The sequence below is a fragment of the Prolixibacter sp. DSM 2831 genome (assembly GCF_056493735.1).
Genome location: NZ_CM151379.1, coordinates 1,042,892 through 1,063,733 on the forward strand (window position 1 = coordinate 1,042,892; position 20,842 = coordinate 1,063,733).

General features: G+C 44.1%; 22 protein-coding genes. 10 read left to right on the plus strand and 12 right to left on the minus strand.

All coding sequences use genetic code 11. The features are described 5' to 3' along the window. Positions 1-33 precede the first annotated feature (33 nt). From AC060N_RS04110 to AC060N_RS04125, 4 genes are all read right to left on the minus strand, one after another. Positions 34-489, minus strand: coding sequence for a hypothetical protein (locus AC060N_RS04110; RefSeq protein ID WP_479525993.1), 456 nt, complete (start codon positions 487-489; stop codon positions 34-36). A 12-nt stretch (positions 490-501) separates the two neighbouring features. Further along, the gene (locus AC060N_RS04115) at positions 502-993 is read right to left on the minus strand and encodes a hypothetical protein (RefSeq protein WP_479525994.1); all 492 of its coding nucleotides are present in this window, start codon (positions 991-993) and stop codon (positions 502-504) included. A 62-nt stretch (positions 994-1,055) separates the two neighbouring features. Continuing rightward, the gene (locus AC060N_RS04120) at positions 1,056-1,601 is read right to left on the minus strand and encodes an RNA polymerase sigma factor (RefSeq protein WP_479525995.1); all 546 of its coding nucleotides are present in this window, start codon (positions 1,599-1,601) and stop codon (positions 1,056-1,058) included. Between the two features lie 71 nt (positions 1,602-1,672). Beyond that, on the minus strand, positions 1,673-2,419 hold the full coding sequence (locus AC060N_RS04125; protein ID WP_106542420.1) for an NUDIX hydrolase: 747 nt from the start codon (positions 2,417-2,419) through the stop codon (positions 1,673-1,675). Between the two features lie 158 nt (positions 2,420-2,577). On the opposite strand from AC060N_RS04125, the gene ychF reads away from it, so the two are divergent. Beyond that, positions 2,578-3,747 (plus strand): redox-regulated ATPase YchF, encoded by a 1,170-nt coding sequence (ychF, locus tag AC060N_RS04130; RefSeq protein ID WP_479525996.1) that lies wholly within the window; start codon positions 2,578-2,580, stop codon positions 3,745-3,747. 226 nt (positions 3,748-3,973) lie between these two features. Then, positions 3,974-4,300: a hypothetical protein gene (locus tag AC060N_RS04135; protein ID WP_153637839.1), complete on the plus strand. Its 327-nt coding sequence runs from the start codon at positions 3,974-3,976 to the stop codon at positions 4,298-4,300. A gap of 130 nt (positions 4,301-4,430) precedes the next feature. Here the strand turns inward: AC060N_RS04135 and AC060N_RS04140 are convergent, their stop codons facing one another. Then, on the minus strand, positions 4,431-5,120 hold the full coding sequence (locus AC060N_RS04140) for an NUDIX hydrolase (protein WP_479525997.1): 690 nt from the start codon (positions 5,118-5,120) through the stop codon (positions 4,431-4,433). Positions 5,121-5,268: 148 nt separating this feature from the next. On the opposite strand from AC060N_RS04140, the gene AC060N_RS04145 reads away from it, so the two are divergent. From AC060N_RS04145 to trxB, 4 genes are all read left to right on the plus strand, one after another. Next, on the plus strand, positions 5,269-6,441 hold the full coding sequence (locus AC060N_RS04145) for a DUF362 domain-containing protein (protein ID WP_479525998.1): 1,173 nt from the start codon (positions 5,269-5,271) through the stop codon (positions 6,439-6,441). Further along, the gene (locus AC060N_RS04150) at positions 6,441-7,238 is read left to right on the plus strand and encodes a DUF6599 family protein (RefSeq protein WP_479525999.1); all 798 of its coding nucleotides are present in this window, start codon (positions 6,441-6,443) and stop codon (positions 7,236-7,238) included. Before AC060N_RS04145 ends, AC060N_RS04150 begins: the two co-directional genes overlap by 1 nt. A 286-nt stretch (positions 7,239-7,524) precedes the next feature. Next, entirely contained in the window at positions 7,525-7,875 is a 351-nt protein-coding gene (locus AC060N_RS04155) for a YbbN family protein (protein ID WP_106542415.1), read from the plus strand. Positions 7,876-7,966: 91 nt separating this feature from the next. Continuing rightward, the gene (gene trxB / locus AC060N_RS04160) at positions 7,967-8,926 is read left to right on the plus strand and encodes a thioredoxin-disulfide reductase (protein WP_463230662.1); all 960 of its coding nucleotides are present in this window, start codon (positions 7,967-7,969) and stop codon (positions 8,924-8,926) included. A gap of 74 nt (positions 8,927-9,000) precedes the next feature. On the opposite strand, the gene pgl is transcribed toward trxB, so the two are convergent. From pgl to mutY, 7 genes are all read right to left on the minus strand, one after another. Next, on the minus strand, positions 9,001-9,726 hold the full coding sequence (gene pgl, locus AC060N_RS04165; RefSeq protein WP_479526000.1) for a 6-phosphogluconolactonase: 726 nt from the start codon (positions 9,724-9,726) through the stop codon (positions 9,001-9,003). Between the two features lie 18 nt (positions 9,727-9,744). Beyond that, a complete protein-coding gene (zwf, locus tag AC060N_RS04170; protein ID WP_479526001.1) occupies positions 9,745-11,256 on the minus strand; it encodes a glucose-6-phosphate dehydrogenase in 1,512 nt (503 codons plus the stop codon). Between the two features lie 202 nt (positions 11,257-11,458). After that, entirely contained in the window at positions 11,459-12,100 is a 642-nt protein-coding gene (locus tag AC060N_RS04175) for a 4'-phosphopantetheinyl transferase family protein (RefSeq protein WP_106542411.1), read from the minus strand. Next, positions 12,100-12,702, minus strand: coding sequence for a gliding motility lipoprotein GldD (gldD, locus tag AC060N_RS04180; RefSeq protein WP_463230665.1), 603 nt, complete (start codon positions 12,700-12,702; stop codon positions 12,100-12,102). Before gldD ends, AC060N_RS04175 begins: the two co-directional genes overlap by 1 nt. Before the next feature lies 1 nt (position 12,703). Then, the gene (gene gldE / locus AC060N_RS04185) at positions 12,704-14,050 is read right to left on the minus strand and encodes a gliding motility-associated protein GldE (protein WP_479526002.1); all 1,347 of its coding nucleotides are present in this window, start codon (positions 14,048-14,050) and stop codon (positions 12,704-12,706) included. An 18-nt stretch (positions 14,051-14,068) separates the two neighbouring features. Continuing rightward, the gene (locus AC060N_RS04190; RefSeq protein WP_479526003.1) at positions 14,069-14,515 is read right to left on the minus strand and encodes a single-stranded DNA-binding protein; all 447 of its coding nucleotides are present in this window, start codon (positions 14,513-14,515) and stop codon (positions 14,069-14,071) included. A gap of 91 nt (positions 14,516-14,606) precedes the next feature. Further along, entirely contained in the window at positions 14,607-15,671 is a 1,065-nt protein-coding gene (gene mutY, locus AC060N_RS04195) for an A/G-specific adenine glycosylase (RefSeq protein WP_479526004.1), read from the minus strand. Positions 15,672-15,803: 132 nt separating this feature from the next. On the opposite strand from mutY, the gene AC060N_RS04200 reads away from it, so the two are divergent. The 4 genes from AC060N_RS04200 (at position 15,804) to AC060N_RS04215 (ending at position 20,722) form a co-directional block, all read left to right on the plus strand. Then, complete coding sequence (locus tag AC060N_RS04200; RefSeq protein ID WP_025864131.1) at positions 15,804-16,088, plus strand: HU family DNA-binding protein; 285 nt, start codon at positions 15,804-15,806, stop codon at positions 16,086-16,088. Positions 16,089-16,314: 226 nt separating this feature from the next. Next, positions 16,315-17,862, plus strand: coding sequence for an Rne/Rng family ribonuclease (locus AC060N_RS04205; RefSeq protein WP_463230947.1), 1,548 nt, complete (start codon positions 16,315-16,317; stop codon positions 17,860-17,862). A 111-nt stretch (positions 17,863-17,973) separates the two neighbouring features. Next, on the plus strand, positions 17,974-19,995 hold the full coding sequence (locus AC060N_RS04210; protein WP_479526005.1) for a protein-disulfide reductase DsbD family protein: 2,022 nt from the start codon (positions 17,974-17,976) through the stop codon (positions 19,993-19,995). A gap of 91 nt (positions 19,996-20,086) precedes the next feature. Next, a complete protein-coding gene (locus AC060N_RS04215; protein WP_479526006.1) occupies positions 20,087-20,722 on the plus strand; it encodes a cysteine hydrolase family protein in 636 nt (211 codons plus the stop codon). Positions 20,723-20,842: the final 120 nt, after the last annotated feature.

Consider the following 20,842-nt stretch of genomic DNA (forward strand, 5'->3'; position numbering starts at 1 on the left):
AAAAAGCCGGAGTTTATCGCTCCGGCTTTTCTTTTAGTCCTTATCGTGTTTTCGTCGATATTCTCGCATCAGGTAACTCATAAATTTCCGCTCGGCGAAATAAAGTGTTACGACCTTCTTGGCAGGAAGTACTTTGAGTAGTTTGTCGTTATACTCCTTCATCATCTGTCCTTCACGAAGATGGATCTCGGCGTATTTTTCGGCCATTTGACGAAATTGGGCTTCGGTCATATTTACTGAATCGGTGTGGAACTTGTTTTCCAAATTCCTCTTTTCGTCCCAAATCTTTGCCCGTTCATCTTCCAGCATGTTGTAAACCGGCCAGAAATTTTGTGCCTCTTCGGGGGTCAATGACAGTTGTTCTGTGAGGAAGGCGATTTTCTGGTTTTTAATGGCATCCCATCCGGGAAAATCTTTTTTTGAGTGATGTTGAGCAAAAAGCGAAGGTCCGGTCAGGAACAATATGGCGATTAGTATCAGCTTTTTCATTATTCCGGTATTTTATTGATTGTAGTTTCGAATGATTTCCCAATCAGAGTAATTCATAACAATGTAATCTTCAATTTGCTGCGGAGTCAACGAGTCAGCAGCCATCGAATTGTCCACTTCATTCAGTGTGCTCAGGATCTGAAGATCGTCAGAGCTGGAAAACACCTGGTAATTCATCAATGTTTCAAAATAGTTGTCATCGTTTGTAACCGTCTGAACGGTATTGCCCGGATGTTTGATGAGGTAATTATTCCAGATTTGTGGAAGAAAATTTTCCAGCGGAACATACAACAGAAAGAAAACCAGCGCGAAACTGGCGGCCAGCCCTACAACCGGCTTGAAAATGTTTAACCACCGTTGCCGCGTGACCGGTTTTTCTTCAGCCTGAATACGACTGTTCAACCGTTCGGAGAAGGTATCGAAATAAGCCTCGGGCGTACCAAACGGATTTTCCCTTTTTATCTGGGACAGTGGCGACTCCTTATATTCTTTTTTCTCCTTCATCGGATTTCTCAGCTTTCAGAATTTTAGACACGATTCGTTATCAAAGGTTTAATTCAATCAAATTAATTGTGTTCAATGTATGCTTCAATTTTTTTCACCGCATGATGGTAAGAAGCTTTCAGTGCTCCCACCGATGTTTCCAGAATTTCTGCCATCTCATGGTATTTCATCTCGTCGAAATATTTCATGTTGAAAACCAACCGCTGTTTATCGGGTAGCGTCAGGATGGCTTTCTGTAATTTCATTTGCGCCTGGTCCCCCTCAAAATATTCGTCGGCCTCCAGTGTCGACAACAGGAATTCGCTTCCTTCATCCAGTAAATGATGGGATTTTCGTTTTCGCTCGTTGATAAAACTCAACGCTTCGTTGGTGGCAATGCGGTACAACCAGGTAAACAGGCTGGAATCGGCCCGAAAATTCTCAACACTCTTCCAGACTTTCAAAAACACATTCTGCAGGACGTCATCTGTATCATCGTGATTTACAACGATCTTCCGGACGTGCCAATACAAACGCTCCTGGTATGATTTTACCAGGATGTGAAAGGCCATAGCTCGTCTGGTTTCGTCCTTTAGTTCGCTTATTAAATCACTTTCGTCGATGTCCATGCAGATGCGGAATTCCCTTCTTATTCAACAAAAAATAAGACTGAGAATAAAGATAAAGGTTTAAACGGCGGCTAAACCCTGAATGAGAAACTTTGTTCTGCCAGCATTTCATAAACCTTTTTATCGAACCTGAAAAGTCTGGCTGCGCGGTGTGCTACGCCGGTTTGCATCTTCCCGGTATCGACCACGAGATGCATTTTCTGTATTTTCTTGCGGAAATTCCTGGTATCGAGTTCGATTCCCAGAACCGTTTCGTACAGTTGTTGCAGTTGTGTGAGTGTGAACATCTCGGGAAGAAGATGGAACCCAACCGGCCTGATTTGTACCTCTTCGCGCAGGCGCTTGAGCGCTTTTTCAATCATAGCATTGTGGTCGAAAATCAGTTCCGGAACCTCATCAATATCATACCATTCCAACGATTTTAATAAACTGGAACCGCGAATGCTGTAATGTTCGGGATTAATCAGGGCATAATAAACAACCGAAACAACCCGGAGAAAGGAGACACGCTCGGTTTCCCCGAAGGCGCCCAATTGCTTCAAGTAAATATCTTTTATCCCTGTCGCTGTTTCCAGAATATCCCGGGCAAAATCGTTGATGGAACGATCAACCGGAACGTGGCCGCCGGGCAAACCGATGGGCTTTTCGTAAGGAAACTTTCCGTCAGGCTCTGTTTCTGCATAGGGTGCAAAAGTATCGGGACTTTTATTTGGTGAATCAAGTTGTTCCTTGTCGTATTCCAGCAACAGCACTTTCAGTTTCTTCTCGTGGAAGCCAAAGATCACGCAGTCAATCGAGAGCGAAGGGATGATGTTCATATTCTCACTTTTCTACAAAAGTAGAAATCCTGATTAAAATCCCACGAATTTCCTTTTAAATGATGTTGTTAAATAGGTTTATGCCTGTTATTCAGGAAAACAGAACGAAAACTGGCCTGATGATTATCCCGATGAAATAGTCGCTGAACCAGTGAAGAATGATCATTTTCTTCTCGCAGAAAATAGTAACTTTGCCCACCGAAAATTTTAAACGTAAGGAGAATAAGATGGCATTGCAATGTGGAATCGTTGGCCTGCCCAACGTTGGAAAATCAACCTTGTTTAACTGTTTATCGAATGCCCGGGCGCAGTCGGCTAATTTTCCGTTCTGTACCATTGAACCCAACGTGGGCGTAATTACTGTTCCCGATAGGCGGTTGATTGAGCTGGAGAAGATTGACAAACCGAAACGGGTTGTTCCTACTACCGTTGAAATTGTTGACATAGCTGGTTTGGTGAAGGGCGCGAGCAAGGGTGAAGGATTGGGTAACCAGTTTCTGGCCAACATTCGCGAGGTGGATGCCATTATTCACGTTTTGCGCTGTTTCGAAAACGAAAATATTACCCACGTCGACGGAACAATTGACCCGGTTCGCGATAAGGAGGTAATTGACACCGAGCTTCAGCTGAAGGATTTGGAAACCGTGGAGAACCGGATTGCCCGTTTGCAGAAGCAGGCGCGCGTTGGTATGGACAAAGCAGCGATGAAGGCTTTGGCTGTAGCCGAGAAGCTGAAAGCTGCCCTGGAGTCTGGAACGTCGGTGCGCGCGGTTGACCTGACCGAGGATGAGAAAGAGTTGATACACGATTTCTTCCTTCTTACGGATAAACCGGTGTTGTATGTTTGCAATGTCGATGAAGCATCAGCAGCTTCAGGCAACGCTTTCACCGAAAAGGTAAAAGAAAATATTGCTGGTGAAAATGCTGAAATGCTGATTATCGCTGCGGCTACCGAAGCCGATATTGCAGAGCTGGAAACTTACGAAGAGAAACAACTTTTCCTGGAAGATTTGGGACTGGATGAACCGGGTGTGAACAAACTGATTCATTCGGCATACCAGTTGTTGAATCTGGAAACCTACTTCACGACCGGTGCGGACGAATCGAGAGCCTGGACCTTTAAGAAAGGAACCAAAGCTCCGGGTGCAGCCGGCATTATTCACACCGATTTCGAAAAAGGATTTATCCGTGCCGAGGTAATTAAGTACGATGATTACGTGACTCTAGGATCGGAAGCCGCTTGCCGTGACGCAGGAAAGATTTCGGTCGAAGGGAAGGAGTATGTTGTACAGGACGGAGATATCATGCATTTCCGCTTTAACGTTTAGCATTCAAGTCAATCATTATAGAAAAGAGCCGGGTACATTTGTATCCGGCTTTCTTATTTGGTTGCATTCTATATAAGCCGGACGATTCAGTTTTACTGACCTTCTTTCTTTACAACGAGAAAGATATGTTTAATAACCTACTGTTCAGGAGCATTTTTGCTTCAATTATTCCCACTAATGTATTAAATTACTGATATGTGGAATTAATCTATCAGGAGGTGCCAACATGAGTACAGTAACATTCAATTTCAGTGTAACGCTGGATGAAAATGAATTCATCAAAGTTGAAGATCATCTTTTTACTACGCGTGAATCGCTCAAACGGGAAGAGCCTAAAGTTGATCTGATTAATCCTCGTTGCCTGTCTATTTTGAAGGAATTCGAAGGCCGGCTGACGATGGCTGTCGTTCAGGAGTGGCTTTTGCTCTCCAGGGCGCTTGATCAAACTTGCAGTTATCACAGTAAATGGGATGATCACAAATTGCTCGAAGAGTTGATTTCCGGTAGAGAACATCCGGTTTCCTGGTATATTGAGAATTGCCAGGAAGTCTGACTTTACCGCAACCGAAATGAGGAAAAGATTTCTGAGGTAGGATTTAGTGTGTTAAATTAATCCCGTATCCTGGATGAAAATGAGCGGGGCACGTTGAAAGATGCGTGCCCCGCTTAGCTTTTTATGGTAGTTACACAGCAAAGCTGAATCCTTCGCCGATTAGCCGATCGTATTTTTCTTTATCGAACTGGTATAAGAAGGCGCCTTTGCGGGAACTGCTTTTATCCTTTTCCTCCAGTTTCTGAAGGAGGTCCATCGACAATATTTTCTTCCGGAAGTTTCGTTTGTCCAGCTCAACACCTAAAATCGCTTCGTATAATTTCTGCAGTTGCGGAATGGTAAACTTGTCAGGCAAAAGCTCGAAACCAATAGGCTGCGTCTTGCATCTCCTGCGTAATCGCGCCAGCGCGTGGTTGACCATTTCCCGGTGATCGAAAACCAATTCAGGAATTTCGTCTATTTTAAACCACTGCGCATTGTGTTTTTCTAACTGTTCCGAATCTTGGTGGTCGGTTTTCATCAACGCGTAGTATGCCATCGAAATGACGCGTCCTACAGAATCTCGTTTTGGTTTGCTGTAGAGACGAAGCTGTTCCAGATACAAATCGCTCAGCCCGGTCAGCTGATGCAAAACCCGGTCGGCAGCCTGTTCCATATCTTCATCTTCTTTCAGGAAACCGCCCATCAGCGACCATTGTCCTTCGCAGGGCTTAAAGCCTCGTTTGATGAGCAGTAGCTTCAATCCTTCTTCGTCGAATCCGAAAATAATAACGTCGAGGGCTAACAAGAAAGGTGTTTGTTGGGAATAATATTCCACCATCGTTAAATGAATTTCACGTGTCAGACGGACACTTTTGTTGATACCACAAGTTTATCCTTATTTTCTGAAATATGAAAAGATAAATCTCTGGTTTCTGAATGTAACATTTTGGTATCCATTCATACTAACATGAAAAACCAATTGACTTATGAAACAGAAATCGTCCTTTTCACGTCGAAGCTTCTTCAGGCTGCTGTCAGCCGGAGGTGCCGGCTCGGTTTTGATGGCCGGGATAACGAAAAGTGTCATGGCTTCCGCCGAAAACGAAAAACCAGAAACCAATATCAATAAGGCGCTGGAATATTCGCGCAATAAAAATTCCATGCCGGGAAAATATCCGGCTCGGGTTGTGAAAGTGGTTCATCCGAATAGTGTGGTCGATAATCAACCAGTTGAATCGGAAGCATATCGCATGATTGCAGACGGACTCCTCAAACTGACAGGAGAAAAGAAACTGCACAAAGCCTGGCGGAAATTTGTGAAACCGGGAGAGAAGATTGGTTTAAAAGTGAATCCCGTTGCCGGGAAATTGCTGACGACTAGTCATGCGGTTGTTCAGGCAGTGGTGAAGCAGTTGGAAGAATCAGGCATCTCGCGGTCGGACATTGTCATTTGGGACAGAAGAGAAATGCAGTTGCACGAGACGGGTTTTACGGAAGAGAATTATCCGGGGATTAATATTCGTGGGACGGAACAGCAAGATAAAGACGGGGGATTTTTCGACAAGGACGGTATCCTTTACGGAGAAAAGAATATCGACAAAGACTGGTACTACTGGGCTGATGTCAATGGCGAGTACGACGAGTACACCTTGCCTTACATGGTAAATGGAGGAAAGGAATCGTACTTCACAAAAATTATTACCCAGGAGGTGGACAAAATCATCAACATCCCGATTTTGAAAAATGCCGGAACGACAGTCACCTGTTGCATGAAAAATCTGGCCTACGGAAGTATCAGCAATACCGGAAGGTTGCACAAGCAGCTTTGGTCGGAGACTACAGCACAGGTTTGTGCATTTCCGCCTTTGCGAGATAAAGTGGTGCTGAACATTGTGGATGGTCTGAAAGGTTGTTTCGACGGTGGACCCGCTGCTAACCCGCAGTTTCTGACCAACTACAAAACGATTCTGCTTGGCAGCGACCCGGTGGCCGTTGACCGCATTGCTTACGACGTGGTTTTGAAGAAAAGAATGGAAGAAGGCGTTCAGAAAAAAGAATCTCCTAACGGAACAAAGTTCATGGAACTGGCTTCCGGTTACGGTTTGGGAGAAGCGAATCCATCGAAAATAACATTGGAAAATATCGAAATAAAAGCATAATGTTCAAGAGTATCTATTACCTGGTTTTCTTTCTGTTTGTCATGATATCGCAGGCGCTTGCAGCCGATAAGGTGGCGTTGAATGATGATGAGTTTCCCGGTTTAAAAGTAACCGAGACCAAAATATACGACGGTGGTTCCCTGTGGGGATACATGGATGGCGGCGCCGATCTCTATCTCGAATATGGCTTTCAGAAGCTCACTTCACAAACGGTGACATGTAACGATGTCACTTTTCAGGTTGACATTTTTGAGATGAATAATCCACTGTCGGCTTTTGGCATCTATTCAGTCAACCGTTTTCGCTGCAAATTGGGAAGTGACACGCTGGTTTCGAACGATTGCCTGAATGCTTATCAATATCAAATCGTTGCAGGAAGGTATTACATCAATATTATCAATCAGGTGGGAAGTTCCAAAGCCATTGAAACGTCATTGCAGATAGGGCAGGTGTTTGAGCAAAAGCTGAAAGGACAACCGGAAGTTACTTTTCCAAATGAGATAAAGAAAAATCTGTCAGCTGACAACCGGATGAAACTGAAATTGATGATGGGGCGTCTTGGCGTACAAAACGGTTATTCCTCCTGGTCTGACTTTTTATCCGATTGGGATGATTATCAACTGTGGATGTTGCCGGTTCAGGACAAAACTATGTTGGTTTTGAGGTGGAATTCCGGTGTTATGCCGCCCAAATTCAAGGCCTTGATTGAAGCTGGCAATGAATCCGGTTTGCCGGAAAGTATTGCAAATGAGAATTATAGACTGGAGGGAGACCAGCTGATTGTCTGGGAAGAATAAGATTTTCGTTATTATATAATTGGTTTTTGATTTGAAAGGCCATCCTTCTATGGGTGGCTTTTTTATTTTTCAATAGAAATGTTTGCTATTGGCAATAAAAGTGACGATTTGACAGTATTTTGTTGTGTCAGGACAATGTGGCGATCGTAGATTGACTTTGTTAATTTTCTTGAAGTGAGTTTCTTATGTGTTGTGTTCGTCTGTGAGGTAGTGGTTTGGTATGCCATTTGATATCGAGGTATCAAGATATTTAAAAATATTGTTTACTCATTAATTAGTTGAAATCATGTTACAAACCAACTTGAAGCACATTATGACCGCCGATGAGCATCAGAAGTTCATCGAAGAGAATGATAATGTAATGATTTGCTGTGGTCGTATGGGCCCCATGTGTGTTCCGGTATACGGAATTATGGAAGAGCTGGAAGATGACTATACTCATGTAACTTTTGCTGATATGGAATTTGATAATCCTGAATCAGCTGTCATTCGTAATGCTCCCGAATGCCGCGGTTTTATGGGACTTCCGTTCACTGTATATTACAAAAACGGTAAACTCGTAAAAGCTACCAGCAGCATTCAGTCCATGGATCAGGTTACTGCTATTCTTAACGAACAGTTTGGCGAGCCGAAATAAAACGACAAAGCTGGCCTGCTGTCAGAGTAGATTTGCAGCAGGTTCAGCTTTCTTCCGGTTCAACCGGGAAACACTTTAAGATTGGAATCAGATGAAAGACGATACCATTTATGATGTCATTATTCTGGGGGCAGGAGCTGCCGGTTTAGCTGCCGGAATTTATACATCGCGGGCTAAACTCAGTACACTTATTCTCAATGAGGGTACGCCAGGCGGGCAGTTGGTGCTGACGCACGAAATTGCCAATTATCCCGGAGTTGAATCCACCAGCGGATATCAACTGGGAAATATAATGAAGAAGCAGGCCAAGTCGTTTGGCTGCAAAATAAAATCGAACCTGCACATCACCGCAGTCGATCTGAAGAGCGAAACCAAAACCGTTGAAGTCAACGGAAAAGATACATACGCTGCCCATACAGTTATTCTGGCACCGGGCGGTCGTCCACGCATGCTGAATGTTCCGGGTGAGGAAGAATTCAAGGGGAGAGGTATTTCCTACTGTGCCACCTGCGATGGCGATTTCTTTCAGGACAAGGAGATTATTGTAGTTGGTGGTGGTAATTCAGCACTGGAAGAAGCTGTTTCATTGACGAAATATGCATCGAAAGTGACCATCGTTCACCAGTTCGATCACTTCCAGGGATTTGAACACGCCATCCGTGATGCCCGCGAAAATGAAAAAATTGAGTTCGAGATGGAATCCATGATTCAGGAATTCATCGGAAACGAAAACCTGGAAGCGGCCAGGGTGAAGAATATGCGGACAGGTGAGGAGAAGATTATCAACGTGGAAGGAACATTTATTTTCATTGGTTACGTTCCGAATACCGCCTTCTTCAAAGATGTGGTTGAGCTGAATGAATACGGCGAACTGTTGACAGATGACCGTATGAAAACTAATATTCCCGGGGTGTTTGGTGCCGGCGACAGCATTAAAAAGCCTTACCGCCAAGTGACAACAGCTGTCGCCGACGGAACGATAGCAGCTCTCTCAGCTGCAGAATACGTCAACGAAATAAAGCGAAAGCAGAAAGATTTATCGGAAGCATAATAAGCTCGAAAAAAAATAAACCCGTATACTTTTATTGGACAAGATTGTCCCAATAGTATACGGGTAATTTTTTATTATTTCTCCAGTTTTCCGGCTGCCGCCTGATCGACGAACCAATATAGTTCCCCTGCCGGATGAATGTGGTATGCAGGCAGCAGGCGCCCCTTGTCCGAATCGGAAAATATCTCCTGCAAACGGTCTGCCTTATTCTCTCCTGTCACCAGGAAGGCAGTTTTCTCAGCACTGTTCAGCACTTTTCCTGTTAAGGTGATTCTTTTTTGTCCCGAAGAAGGATGTGTCGCCACTTCGCAAACATCGAGCGAATGAAGCAATTCCATTTGATTCGGGAAGATGGAAGCCGTGTGTCCGTCGTCACCCAATCCCAAAATAATCAAATCGAAAGCCGGCCAGGTTTCCTTTTCAGGAACCAGCGATTCAATTTCGTCGCCGTAGCGGACTGATTCGGTTGGAGGGTCTTCTTCTCCCCGTATCCGGTGAATATTTCCTTCCGGAATATTGATTTGAGAAAGTAGCAACTCGTTGGTCATTTTGTAGTTGCTTTCGTCATCGTCAGCCGGAACCATCCGCTCATCGCCCCACCAAAAATGCACTTTGCTCCATTCGATGGTATCTTTGTAGTTGTCAGCTAAATACTTGAACAACAGTTTGGGCGTACTTCCGCCCGAAAGGGCAATGTGAAAAAACGGACTTTTACTTTCTTTAATCCACTGAGCCAGGTTTTTGGCAAAAGCTTCGGTTACGCTGGCTGCATCGTCGTATATTTTTAATTCAGGTTCCATTGATCCTGTTTGATGATTTTACAATTCGCAATAAGTTCCGTCGTCGGAAAGGTTTTTACATGGATAACGCCAGGTGTCTTCGCCTTCAATCAGGTCGTCGGCTTCCTGTGGTCCCCACGAACCGGCCGGATATCCATAAATCGGAAGGGATGGATTTTCTTCCCATGCATTGAGAATGGGCTGTACAAATCTCCATGCTGCTTCTACTGCATCGCCGCGCAGATATAGCGTTTGGTCACCCATCATGCAATCGAGTAAAAGACGCTCGTAAGCGGTTGGCAATTCTACATCCGATAAATCGCTGTAATGGAAATCCATATTCACCGGTTGTACCCGGAAGCCGGCTCCCGGTTCCTTCAATCCGAACTTGAGCAGAATGCCTTCGTCAGGCTGTATGCGAATGATCAACTGGTTGGTGACATGAGCTGTGACTCCATCTTCCTGAAAAAGGTGATGTGGGGTGGGACGGAATTTAATGACAACTTCCGTTACACGCGTTGGTAATTTTTTCCCGGTACGGAGATAAAAAGGAACGCCGGCCCAGCGCCAGTTGTCGATGTAAAATTTCATTGCCAGGAAGGTCTCTGTCCGCGATTCAGGATCGACTCCCTTCTCGTCTCGGTAGCCTTTGACTTGCTCATTCTTGATACGCGACTCCACATATTGGCCGCGAATTACATTGTTGCGGATTTCTTCTGGTTCAACAGGTCTGAGAGACTGAAAAACTTTTAGTGTCTCATTACGAATGGCATCTGCTTCGGCCACCACCGGAGGTTCCATTCCGACCATTCCGACCAATTGGAGAAGGTGATTTTGCACCATGTCGCGCATGGCTCCGGATTGGTCGTAGTAACCGCCCCTTCCTTCCACACCAAGACTTTCAGCGGAGGAAATTTCCACGCGTTCGATGAAATTCCGGTTCCAAATCGGCTCGAAAATTCCGTTGGAGAAGCGGGCCACTAACATGTTCTGGACAGTTTCTTTACCCAGATAGTGGTCGATACGGTAAATCTGCTTTTCGTCAAAATAGTTGAGGAGCTCCTTGTTCAGCTTTTGTGCTGTTTCCAGGTTATTTCCGAAAGGTTTTTCCACAATCAACCGGGTGTAACCATCTTCCTGCTGATTTAATCCGACGGATGCCAGATTGGCCGGGATTACTCCGTACAACTTAGGCGGAGTGGAGAGGTAGAAAATATAATTGCCGGGAATATCCAGCTTTTTTTTCAGCTCTTCCAACCGGTCCTTCAGTTTACCGTACTCATCGGCATCAGCGGTTCCCAGTGGTTGATAATAGAGTTTTTCGAGGAACTCATCGCATTTGCACTGGTCATCGTCCTTCGGCAGGAAATCGGTAACGCTTTCGCGGAATTCCTCATCAGTCATTTCAGTACGACTGGCGCCCAGAATGGCAAACTTTTCCGGCAATCTTTTACCGTTATGCAACTTGCATATAGCTGGAATCAGTTTTCTTTTGGTTAAATCGCCTGATGCGCCAAATATGACTAGAATATGTGATTCGGGTGTATTCATTGCTTATATCTTTTTTGCAGATGCTAAATTTACTCACCTATATAAAACAGATCCCCCTCCATTTGTTTAGTTGGGAAGGATAAGCTTCTGTTAAAAGTCGTAAATCACAGTTCTTAATCAGGACGTTGGGATAGCGCAAATCTGCTGAAAGCATTTTGCATCAGCGAATTCATTTAGGGTGTTTCATTCGTCTATTTCCGGATTATTCGTAAAGTCCCCAAACCATTAGGTTGTCTTCAACGAAGCGATAGTTCAGGTCGATGTGATCGGTGCCGAATAAGCCTTTGAACAGTCCGGTAAACGAACCGTTTGATCCGGTCATTTCGAAAGCGGGAATCTGGATTTGTGTTGAGAATTCAACGCCCTGGTGAGGAATCATCTTGAATATGGCCTCCTTCGCACACCAGTGCATAAATAACTTGATGTTTGAATAACCATCATTTGTCAGACAGTTTTGCAGCTCTTCAGCTGAAAGAAAGCGGGGAGCTACTCTGTCAATGGAGCGTGAAACATTCTCGATATCGAGGCCGGGTTGCATTTCTTCGTGCAACAGGACCGCAGCGTATTCCGACGAGTGGGAAATGCTGATGTGGTATGGTGTGTCTTCCAATACCGGTTTTCCGTCGGTCAGATGACGGATTTCAAATGGCTCGTCGAGCATTTGCTGAAGAAGAGCCCGGGTTGCCAGCCATTCACGCTGTCTGCGCAGGTTGGTAAAGGATTTGAATTCCTGTTCTTCTGCAGGAGTTAACGTGACAATTTGCCTTAATTCCTCCGGCGTTTCGGTTATTTCCCAGAGGCCAAGTAAGGCATCATCGATATTTTCGTTCGTAAAGAGAGGCATTATTTAACGTCTTTCCATTTGGTTGATTCGACCAGTTGAACAACATCCTGTTCCAGGAAGTTAATGACAGGCTGTAAGCTGTCCACATTAGGAATTTCCCGAATATATAGTGCTCCGCGAATGAAGTGACGTGTACTGTCAGTTAGGTAGAATTGCATGGGCGAAGCTACGTTTCCCTTGATGTTGTAAAGCGTTCCGTAGACTTTATTCGCCCGGTTGATGTAAATTTTTTCGTCGATAGCACTGGCTTTTTGTGCATGCTTGTAGGCCAGCATTCTCGATTCTTCGGTGTATTTTGCCAGATTTCCGTGTACGGCTTTATAACTGATATGGATGGAAGCTTTATTGGACGGAACATCGATGTTAATCCAATACGGCTTTGCCTGGTAATCAGAGTCTCTTGAAATGCTGGAATAATCCGGAATTTTAAAAGTGTAGGGCAAGTTCTCATTCATCTGATGATAAGCCTTTTTCGGAAATGCGATACGAAAATAACCTATTGGTTTTGGTGTGTATTCGTGTTTGCATGAAATCATGCTCATCGTCATAATCACCAGTATAATGATGATTGGTAAATGCATCCTGTGAATTCGTCTTCCCATATCAGATATTTTCTCCCTTCTCATTTTCACGCGTGATGAATACCCGTATGCTCTTGATGCGGCGTGCGTCTGATTCTTCAATCTGAAACAGAAAATCGTCGCACTCAATTTTTTCATTTTTAGCCGGTATTTCTCCCTGAAGTTCCAGTATCAATCCGGCAAGTGTATCTGCGTCACCTTTTTTTTCGTCGAAAATCGTTTCCGGAACATCGAATACTTTGTAGAAATCATTGAGCATCGTTTTTCCATCGAAAAGATACTCATTCTCACCAATACGCGTATAGTATTCCTCGTCTTCGTCAAACTCGTCGGCAATATCACCTACAATTTCTTCCAGTACATCTTCAAGCGTCACCAGTCCCGACGTGCCTCCATATTCGTCGACGACAATGGCCATGTGAACTTTGTTCTTCTGGAATTCTTCCAGCAGCTCATCAATTTTTTTCGACTCCGGGACATAAAATGGCGGGCGCAAAAGCGACTGCCAGCGGAACGTATTGCCCTTGTTGAGGTGAGCCAGCAAATCTTTGATGTATAAGATCCCCCGGATATTGTCAAATGTTTCGGAATAGACCGGAATCCGGCTGTAGCCCGAATCGTTTATGACTTTCAGTACCTCGGTGTAGTCGTCGCGAATGTTGAGCGTGATTAAATCGACGCGGGAGCGCATGATATCGGTTACACTCTTGTTCCCAAACTTGACGATCCCTTCCAGAATTTCCTTGTCTTCGGTAAACTCCATTTCATCTGTCAGCTCAAGAGCTTTCGAAATTTCATCGATAGAAAGGTATTTCCGGTGTTTGGTTGCCCGTTTGTTAACAAAGGCTGTGGTGGTAATCAGGATATGATTCAGTGGCCGGGTCACCTTTTCCAGTCCGTTTAGCATGGGAGCCATCCGCACTGCAAACGAACGCGGATATTGTGTTGCATATACCTTGGGAATAATCTCACCAAAGAGAAGCAATAAGAAGGTGATGACAACGGCCTGAAAAATAAATCCCAGCGTGGGAGCTGCGGAAAAATCTATCAGCAAATTGGTGATGTGTGCCGATAAAATAACGATTCCGATGTTAACAAAATTATTCCCTACCAGGATAGTGGCCAGCAATTGTTCAGGGATAGTGAGCAGGCGGAGAACAAGAGCATTCGAACGGCTCTTGTTCTCTTCAAGCTCATGTTTATCTTTGGGACCCAGAGAGAAAAAAGCCACTTCGGATCCTGAAATCAATGCAGAAATAATTAGTAATAAAAGCAACACCAGGAGCCCAATCAGTGTCTCGATCGTAAATGGATAAAAGTGAATGCCTTCCCAGTGGGCTCCCGACGGAGGAACTACGTCTGTTTCCAAACTATAAATATTTTAGTATCAAAATGGTAAATCGTCTTCTTCAGTTTCTCCCGGAGAATTGTCGAAGGAGCCGTTGTTTCCGTTTGGCTCACTCACGGTAGCCGAAGAACGATCAGGTGCTGAGTCATTCTGGAAATCATCTTTCCGGCCCAGCATTTGCAAAGTATCGGCATAAATCTCCGTCATGTACTTTTTCGTTCCGTCCTGCTCATATGAGCGCGTCCGAATCTTTCCTTCGATGTACAGCTGTTTTCCTTTCTGTACATACTTTTCGCATACCTCGGCAAGACCTCGCCATGCTACAACGTTATGCCACTCTGTGTTTGTGATTCTCTCACCATTTTTGTTGGTGTAGGTTTCAGAGGTGGCTAATGGAAAATTGGCAACGGATACGTTGTTGTCCAGGTGCCTGATTTCGGGGTCTTTCCCGACGTTTCCGACTAAGATAACTTTGTTGATAGACATATTTAAAGCAATTTTAATGAATAAAATTAAATTTACGAAAACCGATTTTCTTTTCAAAAAACCGATTCTCTGCCTCTGAAACGTATAAGCTTTACTGTGATTGAGTTACATGGATTCTATCAGCCAGGTAATTTTCAATTAGTTTCGGTACGGCAAAATTAAAAATATCTTTCAAAAAAACGGGGTTTGCCGGATAATCAACTTTGCCTTTTATTAGTTGTATTTCATAAAAGAAGGCGTGGATTTTTCGGTGACTTAGCAGATGAATAATCTCGTCGGAAATGGAGCGAACCTCAATTTGTGCGTCATTGAAAATTTTCTTCCATTCTTCCGATTGCAGAATTTGTTCCGGCAATAGTACGTCATACGACTCAATCAGCGGAAGCTGGTACATGTTCTTCCAGATATCCTGTTCGTTTCGTTTTTCCAACCAGGTCGATTTTTCATCCCTGATAAGTAAATAGTGCATGTATCGATCTCTGATTTTGGTCTTTTTTTCTTTCACCGGATGAGCTTCCACGCTATTATTAATATATGCCTGGCACATTTCGGCTAGTGGGCAGCTGGCACAATCTGGTTTTTGCGGAGTACATTGCATGGCTCCAAAATCCATGATGGCCTGGTTGAATGTGGCCGGCTCTTTTTTCGGAACCAAATCGTTTGCCAATTCGGCGAAGAGCTTTTTCCCTTTGGTAGAATTGATGGGAGTGTCGATGGCGTAAACCCGCGACAAAACGCGTAGTACATTACCATCCACTGCAGCATGTGGCAGGTTAAAAGCAATGGACGCAATGGCTCCTGCGGTGTATTCACCAACTCCTTTTAATTGTAATAGCTCTTTGTAGGTGTTTGGAAAGCGACCATTGAACTGTTTCATTACCTGCCGGGCAGCTGCAAGCATGTTGCGTGCTCGGGAGTAATAACCCAGTCCCTGCCAAAGTTTTAATACATCATGTTCGTCAGCGGAAGCTAATTTAGAAACGTCAGGATATTGTTCAATAAAGCGATGAAAATACGCCGTCCCCTGGCTGATTCTTGTCTGTTGAAGAATAATTTCAGAGACCCAAATCGTATACGGATCACGCGTTTCGCGCCACGGAAGCTCACGCCCATTGCTTTTGTACCAGTCAATCAGATATTTGGCGAATTTGCTCATATATTGTTAAATAAACTAAATTTTACTTCAATGGGACAAAAATAATTGATTTGTATTTCTTTAATCATCCGAAAAAGTCTATCTTTGTTCACCAAAATTTTAAGAAAGAAGTGTATAATTAAATTAATAGCAATGACAAAGGCAGATATCGTAAACGAGATTTCGAAGAACACTGGTATCGAAAAAGTTACTGTACAGAAAACTGTTGAAGCATTCATGGAAACCGTTTCTGGTTCGTTGGTTGATGGAAAAAATGTTTATCTGCGTGGCTTCGGTAGCTTTATCGTTAAAAAGCGCGCTGAGAAAACTGCCCGCAACATCTCAAAAAATACAACTATTATTATTCCTGAACACTTCATTCCGGCTTTCAAACCTGCTAAGTCGTTCGTGAATAAGGTAAAGAATAACGTAAAATAATTTTTAAAGCCTAAAATTATGCCTAGCGGTAAAAAAAGGAAAAGACATAAGATGGCGACCCACAAGCGGAAAAAACGCTTGCGGAAAAATCGTCATAAAAAGAAGAAGTAAATAAGCTTTCGATAATGGCTTAACTATCGGTAAACCTAAAGTGCAAAAGCGCTTTAGGTTTATTGTGTTTAAGCTAAATTTGAAATTATTATTGTTTGTAAAATGAGTTAAGGCCGTGAGTAATGAACTAATTATTGATGTATCACCCTCACACGTAGAAATTGCCTTACTCGAAAACAAAAGACTGGTTGAACTCAACAGCGAGGACAGCAACGCCAAGTTCGCGGTAGGAGACATCTACCTCGGGAAAGTCAAAAAGATTATGCCCGGCTTGAATGCTGCCTTTGTTGATGTAGGCTACGAAAAAGATGCGTTCCTTCATTATTTGGATCTGGGACCTCAATTCCAGACACTGAACAAGTTCCTGAAGCTTGCCGGTTCGAAGAAAAGCAAGTTCGTGCCCGTATCCAAAATCCATCCGGATCCGGACATTAACAAAGAGGGAAAAATTACCGAGGTGGTGAAACAAGGCCAGAGTATTCTGGTCCAGATTGCCAAAGAGCCCATCTCTACCAAAGGCCCCCGGTTAACCTCTGAAATTTCTGTCGCTGGCCGTAACATGGTGTTAATGCCATTCAGCGACAAAGTTTCTGTTTCGCAGAAAATTAGATCGACCGAAGAGAAAAATCGGCTGAAAAAATTAATTCAAAGCATTCGCCCCAAACGGTATGGGGTAATTATTCGAACAGCTGCTGAAGGAAAACGTGTTGCAGAATTGGACCAGGAACTGAAGCGATTGGTGGCGAAATTTGAAAATGCCATGGCTAAGCTGAGCCGGCATAATGCACCGTCGTTGGTTCTGGGCGAACTCGACCGTACCATTGCGATGATTCGCGATGTGTATACGCCAGACTTTGGTAGTATCATGGTTAATGACCAGGAAGCTGCCATTGAAATTAAAGATTACCTGGGGACGATTGCCCCGGAAAAGAAAAAGATTGTAAAACATTACAGCGGTCGGGCTCCCATTTTCGAACACTTTGGAATTGATAAGCAGATCAAAGCATCTTTTGGTAAAACCGTTTCGTTTAAGAGCGGTGCCTACCTGATTATTGAGCATACCGAAGCATTCCATGTTATTGATGTCAATAGCGGGAATCGCTCGAAAAGCGGAAATCAGGAGACAAATGCCCTGGAGGTTAACCTGGCAGCAGCTGATGAGATTGCACGACAACTCAGGCTGCGCGATATGGGTGGCATTATTGTGATCGATTTTATCGATATGCACAGTAATGAAAACCGTCAGAAAGTTTTCGATAAGATGAAGGAGGCGATGGGTGCTGACCGAACGAAGCACAATATCCTTCCTTTGAGCAAGTTCTGTCTGATGCAGATCACCAGACAGAGGGTGCGGCCCGAAATGAATATTGACACTGCTGAGGTGTGTCCGGTGTGTAAAGGAACCGGAAAAGTAACACCGACCGTTCTGTTTACAGACGAGATTGAGCAGCGGGTTAAGTTTATTTTCGGTGAGCTGGCAAAGAAAAGATTGACAATTCAACTGCATCCGTTTGTGGCTGCCTTTTTAACGAAGGGATTTCCTTCCCGAAGGCTCCGGTGGATGTTTGAATTCCGAAAGCGGGTAGTAATCGACGAGGTTGCCTCGCTTAATTTCCTCGAGTCAAAGTATCTCGATGAGAATCAAGAGGAAATTATCTTCTAATAAAAAAATTGAAAACGGCTCGATCATTAATCACATGATTGAGCCGTTTTTTTTTTATATTTTTGAACTTATTGAAAAATTTAAATACATAAATAAAAGAACTACAACCTGATGAAACGATATATTCTGTTTGCATTATTCCTGGTAGTAAGCTCTTTGCCCGCGTTCTCTCAAATTCTGGAACCGGTAAAATGGACTTATGAGCAAAAGCAGGTGTCCGACAGCGTGTATGATTTGACGTTCAAGGCATCGATCGACCAGGGATGGCATCTCTATTCTACCGACCTTCCTCCCGGCGGACCGGTTAAGACCTCAATTAATATCAAACCGAACGACGGCTTTGAATTAGATGGAAAACTGGAAGCCAAGAGTCCGATGATCAAAAAGTTTGATCAGACTTTTCAGATGGAGCTTGAGTACTATGCGCACGAAGCTGTGTTTGTGCAACGTGTCAAGATTTTAACCGACAAGCCTTTGGAAATAAAGGGTTCGGTTGAGTTTATGAGTTGTAACGACGAAACCTGTTTGCCACCAACCGATAAGGATTTTTCTTTTTCATTTAACGGAGGTAAGAAGGAGGCGGTAGCTGCTCCTGCGGAAGAAAAGACAACTCCTGTTGAGCCAATTGAGCCTGTGGGCACGAAGCATCACGGACTGGGATGGTTTTTCCTTTTCAGCTTTCTTGCCGGTTTGGCTGCCATTTTAACTCCCTGTGTATTCCCGATGATTCCGATGACGGTCTCGTTCTTTATGCACAGCAGCGAGTCGAAAGTGAGGGCGAAGATGCAGGCGTTGGTATACGGATTTTCCATTATCCTGATTTATACGTTGATCGGAACCATTGTAGCTGTAACGTTAGGCCCGGGTTTTGCCAACTGGCTTAGTACGCACTGGTTACCCAATATTCTCTTCTTTACTATTTTCCTGGTTTTTGCGTTTTCATTCTTTGGCGCATTCGAAATCGTGCTGCCCAGTAGTTGGGTGAACCGAAGCGACCGGAAAGCAGATAAAGGAGGATTTGGCGGCTCATTCTTCATGGCACTCACATTGGTGTTGGTTTCTTTCTCCTGTACAGGTCCTATCGTAGGCGCTATTTTGGTTGAGTCGGCCGGAGGAATGATTCTGAAACCCGTCATTGGCATGTTCGGTTTTGCGATGGCTTTTGCCCTGCCGTTTACGTTGTTTGCCTTCTTCCCGCAATGGCTGAGTAATTTGCCAAAATCGGGTGGCTGGCTGAACTCGGTGAAAGTGGTTCTAGGGTTCCTGGAACTGGCACTTGGACTGAAGTTCCTGAGTATTGCCGATCAAACTTATCACTGGGGAATCCTCGACCGGGAAGTTTACCTGGCGTTCTGGATTGTGATTTTCGCCATGTTGGGATTCTATCTTTTAGGAAAATTGAAGTTTGCGCACGACAGTGAAGTGACGCATGTAACCGTGCCCCGGTTATTGTTGTCGATTGTCACCTTTTCATTCGTGGTATACCTGGTTCCCGGTATGTTTGGGGCTCCGTTGAAAGCAATTTCAGGTTACCTGCCACCGATGGCCACGCACGATTTCGATTTGCATAAAATCATCAGGGACGAAGTAAAGCTGGTGAACAGTACTAGTGGAACGTACGGCTTCAAAGACGGAGATTCGTCAACGCTGTGCGAAAAACCAAAATATTCCGACTTCCTTGAATTGCCGCATGGCCTGCAGGGATATTTCGATTACGACCAGGGAATGGCTTGTGCGAAAAAACAGCATAAACCTGTATTTATAGATTTCACCGGACACGGATGTGTCAACTGCCGTGAGATGGAAGCAAATGTTTGGTCGGATCCACGCGTGCTGGAGCGACTCGAGAATGATTATGTCATCATAGCCCTGTATGTGGACGATAAAACCAAATTGCCTGAAAAAGACTGGGTCAAGTCGACCTACGACGGCAAGATTAAAAAGACGTTGGGAAAGAAATATGCTGATTTCCAGATTTCCCATTTTGGCGTGAATGCACAGCCTTATTATGTATTACTCGATAATAACGGAAAGATGCTGACACAGCCAACGGCCCGGGACTTGAATCCCGACCACTTTGTTGATTTCCTGGATAAGGGATTGGCCGAGTATAAGAAGCGAAACGACGAATAAGATACAGTTAAACCCTCCGAAAACCGGAGGGTTTTTCTTTTTTTAGGTCGGTTTATTTTAACTTTACTGAGTTTGTTAAAACGCATGTGTTATGGAACGTCCTAATATTATTTTCTGGAATGTTGATACGCAGGTCGATTTTATGGAGCCCGATGGAAAGCTTTATGTGCAGGGCGCAGAAGAGATTCGGCCGCTTCTTGAAAAAATTACCCGGTTTGCCGGCGAGCACAACTTACGGGTAGTGAACACTGCCGATTATCACCTGGTTAATTCGGCTGAACTTTCCAATCATCCGGATTTTGTGAACACGTTTCCTCCGCATTGCATGGCGGAAAGTAAAGGGGCCATGTACATTCCCGAAACCGACCCGGAACGGCCGATTATTATCGATTGGAACCAGGAATTAATATTGGATTCCCGTTTCGACAATCCGGAGCGTTTCAGGAATATATTGATCCGGAAAGATGCTTTCGATGTGTTTGCCGGAAATCCTTACACCGAAAAAGTACTCGACATTATTCAACCTGACCGTGTATTTGTGTATGGAGTGACTACCAATGTGTGTGTTGACCAGGCAGTGACTGGTTTGGCGGAAAGAGGCAAGGAGGTATTTGTTTTCTCTGATGCGATTAAGGAACTTCCGAATATTCCTTTACCGTTCGAGAAATGGAAGAAGCTGGGAGTGACTATGATTCCATTTAACGACGTGGAAAAATATATGGGCTAGTTGGTTATTTCGAGACTATCGAAAACAAGTCATAAAAAAAGAGGCTGTCCAAAAAGGGCGGCCTCATTTTTTAAGCAGCTAACCTGATTGTTCCGAACATTTTGCTGATTTTTGGTAGGC